We start from the raw sequence: 10,088 nt of genomic DNA on the forward strand, positions 1-10,088 counted from the left end.
GCGATTGCGTTGCAAAAGTACTCAAGTTTTTCGAATCTGCAAGGCTTACGATAAAAAAAACCGGATGAAATCCGGTTTTAATTCTTTTCTAGCCAAGGTTAACTCTTCTTTCCTTGATTCTAGCCTTCTTTCCTGTAAGAGCGCGTAGGTAGAAAATTCTTGCTCTACGAACTTTACCGTACTTGTTGATCTCGATTTTGTCGATGAAAGGCGAGAAGTAAGGGAAAATTCTTTCAACTCCGATTCCGTCAGAGATCTTACGAACGGTGAAGGTTTGGGTTGTACCAGAACCTCTACGTTGTAGAACTACCCCACGGAAATTTTGAAGTCTTTCCTTGTTACCTTCTTTGATCTTGTAAGTAACAGTGATAGTGTCGCCGCTTTTGAATTCAGGGTACTCCTTTTGTTGAAGGAATGCTTCCTCAGCAATTTTAATTAAGTCCATTGTTTAAAGTACTTTAAGGATTACCTATGGCAATATTACAGACTCCCATGTTCTTGTAAGAGATTGCACACAGAAGCCGCAAAGATAGTGATTTTTTTTGATACGCAAATAATTAACTGTTAGCGAATTTAAAAAGGAAGAGCCGACGATAGTCGGCCCTTCCTTCTATGCTATTTTACAACTTTGAGTATATCTCCTGCTTGATCTTTCACCGAGCGTTTCCACCATTCTGGATAGCCAGGTTGAAGTGGGAATGCGGGGAAGTTTGGATCGAAGCCGTTGGTCTCAAACTTTCCGTCTTTTTCTTTTTTGATGTTTCCGTCAATGAACTTTACAAGAAGGTATTCATCTAGCTGCTTCCACCTGTTAAAGGTGTTGGATGCAGTGCTATTGGTGAATGCGGTAAGGAACTCTACCGCCTTATCTGGATTTTCTTTGTACAACTCCAATGCTTTTTTGTCTGTCTCGGCAACGTTGGCAGTGTAGGTGTTTTCTAGCTCCTGCTGAACTTTTTGTAGGTCAGGGAACATGTAGCTGTACCTGCTGTATACGGCGTTTGTTACGCGGTTGAATAGCCAAAAGGCTGAAGTTGGGCTGTACTTAACCATGCTACCGTTACCTACTTTATAGTTTTCTGGAATTTGGTTGGTACATACGTAGATAGGGGTATGTACAGAGTTGGCAACATCATCAACTGTAAACCAGTATAGGCCACCGATTGCATCAGGAAGCCAAGAGCGGCATTGGGCAACGTAGGCCCATCCCGTTTGCTGTGTTGCGGTTGCGCGTTCGTTGGTGTACTCATTGCCATCAACTTTCCACGTCATAGGTCTCCAGCGGTAGGGAGAGCCAAAAGGACCTGCTCCACAATCTTTAGTCATATCCATTACGGTACCTTCGTAGTGGTTGCGCATGGCGTGCATAACGTCTTGTGCTGTGAGCTTTCTATCTGGTTTAACGTATAGCGGCATTCTGTTTTTTAGGTTGTGCCCAAGCGCATAATCTTGGTAGGCGCTCATATCAGTGTATTCTCTGAAGAATGACCAAACGCGAGCTTCGCAGCCGCGTGCGCTACCGAAGTCTAGCGGACAGTAGATGTCTGAGAAGCTAAATTCGGCATCTGCTCCTGTGAAGTATTTGGCTTCTCTAGCAAAAGAGATTACATCTGCAGCATAAACGAACTCAATTTGAGGTTCGAATATCTTTTTTAGATTTTTGGAGCTGATGGAGTTTTTGTTCCCTTTTTCGAGGGGGAACTTGGTGATGCGGGCATGGTTGGCATGGCCCGAGATGAAACCATCTGGGATTCGTACGGCTACCCAAACCGCTCCTTTGTTTTTATTGTACTTTGCTCCGGTTTTCTTGTCTTGAACCATGTTAACCCCTTTGCCGATAATCTCGAATACCCATGCTTCGTTAGGGTCAACAATCGAGATTGATTCGCCGGAGGAGTAATAGCCGTACTTTTCGACAAGTTCGGCCATGGTTTTAATGGCTTCACGAGCATTTTTTGCACGTTGTAGTGTTGCGTAGATAAGCGTTCCATAGTCGATTAGACCGGTAGAATCGCTAAGTTCCTCGCGTCCACCCCAGGTTGACTCTCCAATAACAAGCTGGTGCTCGTTCATGTTACCTACAACTTGGTAGGTTTGGCCAGCTTCTGGTATTTCGCCAAGGTACTTGCCCGTATCCCATTCGTGGATTTTGCGCATGGTGCCAGGAGCATGGATTCCACGGGCGTAGAAGTAGAGCTCTCCATAAAGCGTATGCGAGTCGGCGGAGTACGAGAGCATGCACGACCCGTCTTTTGAAGCACCTTTAGTTACTATGTAGTTGGTGCAGGCATCGGCAAGGTTGCTGGATAGCATTGAACTTGCCAATAGGATTGATAATACTTTTATTTTCATCGAGGCTAAATTTTTAGCATTTTTTGTTTTGCCCTGCTACGGCAGTTATCGGTTAATGTGTAGTGGCAAAAATAAAAAAAAACAGCAGCTTTCAAATGAATTGGGTTGCCGCTGTTTTTTCTTTATGATCGTAAGGGTTTCGGCTCGAAATCCTTCTTATTTGTTACGCTACTTTTGAATCATGACTTTGGTGAGCTTATCTGCAGCTTTGTTCATTGCGCTCATCAATGTTCCTTCCGCCACTTCGTCTGCTTGGCGAGTGAAGCCTTCGAGGAACTGGTTGTTGAGGGTAACCTCCGTTTCTACATCAACATCGAGCTTATCCATGGGGATGATGGACGGGCTTTTGAATGGCGTTAGCCACATTTTTACGGATAGCTTAGCCTTCCCCTCTGATTGCTCAACGACAGAAATGTCGATATCTAGCTTGTAGTAAAACTTAGAAATGCCAGTCTTTACGGCCGAAGCAACGGCTATTTTAGGGAATCCATAGCTGTCGTAGGAGGCTTTTTTGTCGAAGCATTGGTATGGGAAGGCATTTATTCCTTTCATTTTCATATAGGTTTCTACGCTGTTGTAGCATAGGTACCAAAACTTTGTTTCGCTTTTTGGCGTTGCAAAGATGCTCGGGTTGAGCTTCTCGATTAGAGCTTTTGCTTCGGTACTTAGCGTAAGGTTATAGCCAATAAGCGCCATCTCCTTATTGGTAAAGTCGTAGCATAGCGCTTTTAGGCTGCATGCTATTAGGAGCGTTGATATGATTGCTAGCTTTTTCATTTTACCTTGTTTTAACAGCCTAAAAGTAGAAAGAACATTTGAAATAGTTGGTGTTTCCGACGCCGTCGGAGATATAAAATTCCAGCTCATGCTCCTTGCCTTTGGAGATTCTGTCTTCGTCTAGCTTTAGCGAGATGAGGTTGTACTTCGGATCGTACTCCCCAATTACCCATTTCCCATCTACGTAGATGTCGTAGGCATCGACACCTGTTTTATCGTCGTAAACGGTAAAGTTGAGGATGCCGTTGGAGGGGGCCACATTTTTTTGAGGAGTAAACCTTGGCTTTATGGTTGGTGCAACGGTATCGATGCTTACAAAGAAGCGGCCAAATTCGCTGCTAGTGGTTGTAACTACCCCATTCTCGAGGGCGCCGCCTAGCGAAGTGTAGGCGCTGTTGGTACCCCGTGCGATAAACACCTTTTCTGAGAGAATTTCGGGGATGTTGGCTGCCTTTATTGCTATTTCGAAGGGCTTACTTAGGGGCTGAAGGTTGCTGCCTAAGGTTACGACCTTGCTGTATGGTAGGAGGCTTTCCTCTTCCTTGTAGTCGAGAAGCAGGCTTTGGTAAAGTGATTTTCCGGGAATGGTTATTTTGGCTGCAGCCTTTCTTATAATGTTTGTTTTGTTGTAGTAGGCTGGGATTCGAGCAGCAAGGTTGCTTTTGGTGCTTTTGGTGGAGGCGTTGCCCTTAACCCAGATTTCGGTGCTAGTCTCGTTCCCGTTATTGTCGGCTACGATTACTGATATTTTGTGCGGCTGCCCATCGGTAAAGCGGATCATTCCGGCATTCTTTTGGCCATCGAGCACGGAAAAGGTGTTGTTGGGCTCCTTGTACGCCCTTATGATCTCCCTCTTTTTAGTGACGAACTGCTCGAAATCGATGACCGAGTTGATGAAGCGGGTTTCGTCGAAGGCAAACTTGGTGATGTCGAAAAGGTATACCGAAAGGCTATCGACCTGCACTTCGATGCGCTTGGGGAGGTATTCGTTGGTGGAGTTGGGCATGTAGTCGGCGCACTCGATGCCAACGAAGAAGGATTTAGGAACGCTGATGGTGTCTTTGGTGCGCGCCGAAATTTCCTTGTAGATGGAGGGGACAGGAACCCCTTTAATGGTATCTTGCTGGTAGATGACCACGTTTTTTATCTTGGGAGGAAGCTTATCGGCGATGTAGATGTACCCGTTGCCAAGAGGGTTTAGCGTCTCCTCGGTTTGCATATCGCGGATTTCGAAGTGGAGGTGCGGGCCACCCGAGGCGCCGGAGTTTCCGCTGTAGCCAATGAGGTCGCCCTTCTTAAACTGGAAGAGGCTTTTGTTGGGGAAGTCGTTTATGGAGAAGCTCTCTTCGGAGTACTGGCGGGTGCGGACGTAGCGCTCAATTTCGGGGGTAAACGAGTCGAGGTGGCCGTATACGGTGGTGTAGCCGTTGGGGTGGTTAAGGTAAAGGGCCTTTCCAAATCCGCCAGGGCTGACAAATATTCGCACCAGGTAGCCCTCTTCGGCGGCATAAACGGGAATGCCCACCTTCGATTCGGTGCGGTAGTCCAATCCGGAGTGGAAGTGGTTTTTACGGAGCTCGCCGAAGTTGGCGGAGAGCTTGGGCTCGATACGCATTGGTGGCGCAAAAGAGGCTTGGGTGGTTTGTGCATTGGCGGTAGCGGCGGGCAGCAAAATCCCAACGATCAAATACGCTGTTCTAAACTTTATCATCCTCTTACTTGGCTCTTGGGAGTTTAAAAACTCAAACATCACTAGGTTTAAATGGGCAGCAGCTTGTGCATCTTGCTGGTTTACTTTCGAACCGAAAACGAAAGAGGGCTTGCGATAGCCCGTGGTCTGCTGCGTCTTGATTACAAAAGAAGTCAATTTATGAAGAATAAAATCATTTATTTCGTAAAAATTGGAGGGGAGATTTTTATTTTTATCTTTGTAATTGTAGTTTTGTATTTCGAAACATTGGATATATGAGCGAAAGTCGAATCGACATAGTTTTTAGGCTAAAGGCGAAGGTTTACCGCCTCATATCCATATGTGATGGCTTAAAGGAAAAGCACGACCAGTCCTTACTTCGGATAGCGGAGCTGGAAAAGGCGCTAGCGGCAAAGGAGAAGGAGGTGCGAGGTTTGATGAATGAAAACGAGAAGCTGAAGCTGGCTAAGGCGTTTTCATCGTCGGATGACTCGAAGGAGGCTAAAGTACAAATAAGCAAAATTGTGCGGGAAATTGACAAGTGCATTGCCTTACTCAATAAGTAAAAACGCATTATAAACTTAGCATGGAGGATAAACTTTCGATACGAGTAAATGTGGCCGACCGGTACTACCCCTTGAAGATTGAGAGATCGGACGAGGAGAAGATACGTAAGGCTGCAAAGATGATAAACGAAAGGGTTACCCAGTACCAGCAGCGCTACGCCGATAAGGATGTACAGGACTTTATGGCCATGGCTGCACTGCAGTTTGTGATAAAGATGCTAGACACAGAATATAAGTTAGATGATTCTCCGTTGTTGGGGGATTTGGAAAAACTTGATAGGGAGATTGACGATTACTTAAGTAAAGTAGAGTAGCACACGATCTTTGATAAGAACTTGCCCGCACAGCACCCTTGCACGTTGCGAAACTCAACACTAATTCTTTAATGGAGTTGCTCTGTGTTGACGTAGGACAGGCCTTACTCCAGCTTGCTGGATTCCTCTATGGAGGACGTTGGAAGTCGCAAATCAACTGGTTACTCCGCCCATGAAATACGGGGTTTTCGACAAACTATGCAGGGACGCTGGGCGGGCTTTTTTTGTGAACTTACGTGAGATTAATTAAACACTATATACACACAAGAGCATGACGACGACTATCATAATAGTTGCAATAGGATCCTTGGTGGTTGGTGGCGTTATCTCTTATGTTCTTTTCAACAAGGTTATCACCAAGCGAAAAGATAAGATAATAAGAGAGGCCGAAGCCGAAGCTGAGGTTTTGAGGAAGGATAAGATTCTTCAGGCTAAAGAGAAATTTCTTTTGATGAGAGCCGAGCATGAGAAGGTCGTAAACGAGAAGAATGCGAGAATCCTGCAGGCCGAAAATAAAATTAAGCAGAAAGAACTTCAAATCAACCAGCGCTTGGAGGAGTACCAGCGCAAGCAGAAGGAGCTGAACGTGCTCCGCGACAACCTCGGCGCCCAAATGGAGCTGGTGGACAAGCGCGGCGAGGAGCTGGACAAGATGCACCGTCAGCAGGTTGAGAAGTTGGAGCAGATTTCGGGCATGTCGGGCGAAGAGGCAAAGAATATGCTGATGGACTCGATGAAGAACGAGGCTAAGACTCAGGCCATGTCGTACATTAACGAGGTGGTGGATGAGGCCAAAATGACGGCCAACAAGGAGGCCAAGCGTATCGTTATACAGTCGATACAGCGCGTGGCTACCGAGGCGGCTATCGAGAATTCGGTTACCGTATTCAACATTGACAGCGACGAGATTAAGGGCCGCATCATTGGCCGCGAAGGGCGCAACATCCGTGCGCTAGAGGCCGCTACGGGCGTCGAAATTATTGTAGACGATACCCCTGAGGCCATCATCCTATCTGCATTTGACCCTGTACGCCGTGAGATTGCCCGCCTGGCCTTGCACCAGCTGGTTACCGACGGCCGTATCCACCCTGCCCGTATTGAGGAGGTGGTTGAGAAGGTGAAGAAGCAGATTGAGGAGGAGATTATTGAGGTGGGTAAGCGCACGGCGATTGACCTGGGAATCCACGGCCTGCACCCCGAGCTGATCCGCCTGATTGGTAAGATGAAGTACCGCTCGTCGTACGGGCAGAACCTGCTGCAGCACTCGCGCGAGGTGGCCAACCTGTGCGGCATTATGGCCTCGGAGCTGGGCTTGAACGCCAAGCTGGCCAAGCGTGCCGGTTTGCTGCACGATATTGGTAAGGTGCCAGACGATGAGCCAGAGCTACCACACGCCATTTTGGGTATGAAGCTGGCCGAGAAGTACAAGGAGAAGCCGGAGATTTGCAACGCCATTGGTGCGCACCACGACGAGGTGGAGATGACCTCGATGATTTCTCCAATTATACAGGTGTGCGACGCGATTTCTGGTGCCCGTCCGGGTGCCCGCCGCGAGGTGGTGGAATCGTACATCAAGCGCCTGAAGGAGATGGAGAACTTGGCGCTATCGTACCCCGGTGTGCTTAAGACCTACGCGATACAGGCCGGACGCGAGCTGCGCGTGATTGTGGGCAGCGAGAAGGTGAACGATGCCGACGCTGAAAAGATGTCGTTTGAGATTGCCAAGAAGATTCAGGATGAGATGACCTACCCTGGGCAGGTTAAGATTACCGTTATTCGCGAAACGCGCGCAATTAGCTACGCCAAGTAGCTGTTGCCTTACGATATGGAAGGGGCTGCCAGTGCTGGCAGCCCCTTTTGCGTTGGTGGGGGTAGGGCTCCCGGCGGCCCTACGGGATGTCCCTTCGGCCCGCTTTGGGCTCCCTGCACCCCGACTTCTGCTCCCTGCACCCCGTTTTTTGCTCCCTACGGTAGGGATGGTGCTCCCCGCACCCCGAATGGATGTCCCTACGGTAGGGTTGACGCTCCCTGCACCCCGATTTGATGTCCCTACGCCCCGTTTGGCACTCCCTACGGCAGGAGGTGGGCTCCCTACGGCCCGACCTGATGTCCCTGCGGCGGGGGCGGATATCCCCGCATTGCGCCTTAGCCTGCCGAGGGTACGGGGAGCGGGGTTGGCGGTTGGTTTTGGGGGACTGACGGCTGGGGTAAGGGTAGGGGCACGCCGACTTAGCGTGGCGGTAGTGGCGGACGGGGTGGCTGCCTGCCGGCGGCTGTAGCGGCGGGTGGAGGCTGGATTGGGGGTGTGCCCTGGGGTATGGTGGGCGGTGGCGGCGGGCGGGGGATAAAAAAAAAAGACCACCTGCGGGTGATCTTTGCGGAGCGGGCTACTTGGTGGGCGAGGGCTTGTCGTCCTCCTTCTTGGCCTTGGTGGGGATATAGCCGCAGGCCTTGAGGGCGTTGGTGAAGGAGAAGTGGTCCTGCAGCTCCTTGTTGCCTACGAGGTAGGTGGAGGCGAGCTTGCAGATGGAGATGACCTCGTCGTAGATGCCGTTGAGCTCCTCGACGTTGGCGGCGTTGATGCTTTTACGGTTTACCTTAACGTTCTCCTGGATGTCGTTGGCCTCGATGAGGAGCTTGGCCTGCGATACGAGCAGGTCGAGGGCCTGCGGGTTGGCGCCGGCGGCTACGAGCTCGGCTTTGACCTCGGGGGTTAGGTTATTTTTTACGGTAACGAGGGCCTTGATGTAGGTGGACTGGGTCATTTTGGCGCTGGATACGGCGGATAGGCCCAGGTGGGTGAGCAGGGACTCGCTGCGGGCGGGGTTTTTGCGGAAGTCGACCTCTATTTCCTGCTTGAGCTCCATTAGGCCCCGGTGTGCGGCCTCGGTGGTGGTGGTGACGGTGTGGGTGGCCTGCTTGAGCAGGGCTAGGGTGTCGATGCCGATGTTGTTTTCGAGGATGGCGGTTGCCCGGGTTTTGAGGTTGGTGAAGAAGGGAGCCTTCCACTGGGGACGGCGGGCGGCGAGCTGGGCCTGGTGCTCGATTCCACGTTCGGCGATGTAGGTGCAGGCCATCAGCATGATGACGTCGCTGGTACTGTACAGACGGTTTTTCATAGTTAGGTAGTTTTTTGGTTAAACTCCTTAAAATTAAGGAAATTTTAAATACAAACATAAATTGGGGCGAAAAAGTTAATTTTAGTAGTGGGTTTTTTGTGTTTTGTTAACTTCGCGCTGAAAATTTTACTAAAACAAATACAATGAAAAGATCATTAACGTTTATTTTGATGCTGGGGGGGTAATGCTGGGCGCCCTTAGCGGATGCGAGAAGGAGAAGAGCGCAACGGAGCCGGTGTACAACCCGATAAGCCGGCTGGATGCGGAGGTGCTGCTGAAGCAGTGGAACGCCGAGCGTAAGGGGCGGCTGAAATCGGCCACGACGCTTAACCTTACGGAGGAGCAGTGGGGGCGAGCGAAGGTGTACCAAAATTTAGATGAAGCTATTAGTACTATTAGCATACCTCTTAGTAAATGGAAGGTGTTATGCTTTGGGAAAAATAGAGAGGGCGCTGGAGTATATTTTTGCGAAGTGCGACCTGACGATCACTATCTTGAATTAAATGGAGGAAGAATAAATAAGAGTACTTATACTGGATACTTAGTGTTCTTCAATGATAAAGGTAAAGGTATAGCCGCCTATTGTTATGTCGATGGTAGATTCAAAGGTGTGTATGAAGTTGCTACTCAGCAATCCTTTTTTAAAGATATTACAAAAGAAGTGTTTAATTTGGAAGAGGTTGTTGTTGTCGCAAACCGCGAGTCCCCATGGAAATGGATACATGATGGGAACAAAGGTTGGACATTAAATCTATGTATGCCAGACTATACATTCGAAGAAAGAGGAGGCGGTTACTCTAATGGAACGTCTAATCCTGATCCAAAGCCGGAGGTGGACACTAGCGATGCCAACTTTAGGAATACGAAGGCTGCCTGCATTTTGGCCAAGCTGCTGGGAAAGACGAATACCACGATGTACGACCCCAGCACGGTGGTGGGGAAGCTGCTGAAGGACTACTGGGGGAAGACAGCCGCAGGTGCCCATAACCTAAAGTTTGTGGTATCGCCTAGCTCGATGTTGGTGTCTGGCTCTACTCATGCTCAATGCGAAACAGATAAGAGTGGCAAATCAAATAATGTAATTATTAGGATCAGCCAAGAGTACATGGAGTCTTGCTCTAACATTGAACTGGTAAGAACATTGATCCACGAGAGCATTCATGCTGAGATATACGTGCGCATGCAAGGTTTAAACGGAGGCGTTTCTACGGATGCCGATTTTGCGAGGCTATTTGAGCAGTACAAGACCTATGGCGACCAGCGCGACCAC

General features: G+C 49.0%; 10 protein-coding genes. 5 read left to right on the forward strand and 5 right to left on the reverse strand.

Translation table 11 applies throughout. The annotated features are described in order from the left end of the window. Window positions 1-88: 88 nt before the first annotated feature. The 4 genes from rplS to L990_RS08950 all read right to left on the reverse strand — a co-directional run bounded on the left by rplS (window position 89) and on the right by L990_RS08950 (window position 4,840). Window positions 89-445 carry a 50S ribosomal protein L19 gene (rplS, locus tag L990_RS08935; protein WP_047447840.1) on the reverse strand — a complete coding sequence of 119 codons (357 nt, stop codon included), beginning with the start codon at window positions 443-445 and terminating at the stop codon, window positions 89-91. A gap of 170 nt (window positions 446-615) precedes the next feature. Beyond that, entirely contained in the window at window positions 616-2,352 is a 1,737-nt protein-coding gene (locus tag L990_RS08940; protein ID WP_047447842.1) for a dipeptidase, read from the reverse strand. Between the two features lie 168 nt (window positions 2,353-2,520). Further along, window positions 2,521-3,129 (reverse strand): hypothetical protein, encoded by a 609-nt coding sequence (locus L990_RS08945; protein WP_047447844.1) that lies wholly within the window; start codon window positions 3,127-3,129, stop codon window positions 2,521-2,523. Between the two features lie 19 nt (window positions 3,130-3,148). Beyond that, window positions 3,149-4,840 carry a M23 family metallopeptidase gene (locus tag L990_RS08950; protein WP_047447845.1) on the reverse strand — a complete coding sequence of 564 codons (1,692 nt, stop codon included), beginning with the start codon at window positions 4,838-4,840 and terminating at the stop codon, window positions 3,149-3,151. A gap of 254 nt (window positions 4,841-5,094) precedes the next feature. Here L990_RS08950 and L990_RS08960 point away from each other — a divergent pair, with 254 nt between their 5' ends. The 4 genes from L990_RS08960 to L990_RS08975 all read left to right on the forward strand — a co-directional run bounded on the left by L990_RS08960 (window position 5,095) and on the right by L990_RS08975 (window position 7,978). After that, on the forward strand, window positions 5,095-5,385 hold the full coding sequence (locus L990_RS08960) for a hypothetical protein (RefSeq protein WP_047447849.1): 291 nt from the start codon (window positions 5,095-5,097) through the stop codon (window positions 5,383-5,385). Between the two features lie 20 nt (window positions 5,386-5,405). Further along, entirely contained in the window at window positions 5,406-5,699 is a 294-nt protein-coding gene (locus L990_RS08965) for a cell division protein ZapA (protein WP_047447851.1), read from the forward strand. Window positions 5,700-5,970: 271 nt separating this feature from the next. Next, window positions 5,971-7,509 carry a ribonuclease Y gene (gene rny, locus L990_RS08970; protein WP_047447853.1) on the forward strand — a complete coding sequence of 513 codons (1,539 nt, stop codon included), beginning with the start codon at window positions 5,971-5,973 and terminating at the stop codon, window positions 7,507-7,509. Between the two features lie 31 nt (window positions 7,510-7,540). Next, window positions 7,541-7,978, forward strand: a complete 438-nt coding sequence (locus L990_RS08975; protein ID WP_047447855.1) for a hypothetical protein — start codon at window positions 7,541-7,543, stop codon at window positions 7,976-7,978. Between the two features lie 108 nt (window positions 7,979-8,086). Here the strand turns inward: L990_RS08975 and L990_RS08980 are convergent, their stop codons facing one another. After that, window positions 8,087-8,818, reverse strand: a complete 732-nt coding sequence (locus tag L990_RS08980) for a hypothetical protein (RefSeq protein ID WP_047447858.1) — start codon at window positions 8,816-8,818, stop codon at window positions 8,087-8,089. Window positions 8,819-9,002: 184 nt separating this feature from the next. Between L990_RS08980 and L990_RS08985 the strand changes: the two genes are divergently transcribed. After that, a partial coding sequence (locus tag L990_RS08985) for a hypothetical protein (RefSeq protein ID WP_197057264.1) occupies window positions 9,003-10,088 on the forward strand: 1,086 nt, incomplete at its 3' end.

This window comes from Alistipes sp. ZOR0009, assembly GCF_000798815.1.
GTDB lineage: Bacteria > Bacteroidota > Bacteroidia > Bacteroidales > ZOR0009 > Acetobacteroides.

What these genes read in the sequence shown, in the direction of transcription:
- rplS (WP_047447840.1), bottom strand. Translation starts at nt 445, where the DNA reads ATGGACTTAATTAAAATTGCTGAGGAAGCATTCCTTCAACAAAAGGAG.
- L990_RS08940 (WP_047447842.1), bottom strand. Translation starts at nt 2,352, where the DNA reads ATGAAAATAAAAGTATTATCAATCCTATTGGCAAGTTCAATGCTATCC.
- L990_RS08945 (WP_047447844.1), bottom strand. Translation starts at nt 3,129, where the DNA reads ATGAAAAAGCTAGCAATCATATCAACGCTCCTAATAGCATGCAGCCTA.
- L990_RS08950 (WP_047447845.1), bottom strand. Translation starts at nt 4,840, where the DNA reads ATGATAAAGTTTAGAACAGCGTATTTGATCGTTGGGATTTTGCTGCCC.
- L990_RS08960 (WP_047447849.1), top strand. Translation starts at nt 5,095, where the DNA reads ATGAGCGAAAGTCGAATCGACATAGTTTTTAGGCTAAAGGCGAAGGTT.
- L990_RS08965 (WP_047447851.1), top strand. Translation starts at nt 5,406, where the DNA reads ATGGAGGATAAACTTTCGATACGAGTAAATGTGGCCGACCGGTACTAC.
- rny (WP_047447853.1), top strand. Translation starts at nt 5,971, where the DNA reads ATGACGACGACTATCATAATAGTTGCAATAGGATCCTTGGTGGTTGGT.
- L990_RS08980 (WP_047447858.1), bottom strand. Translation starts at nt 8,818, where the DNA reads ATGAAAAACCGTCTGTACAGTACCAGCGACGTCATCATGCTGATGGCC.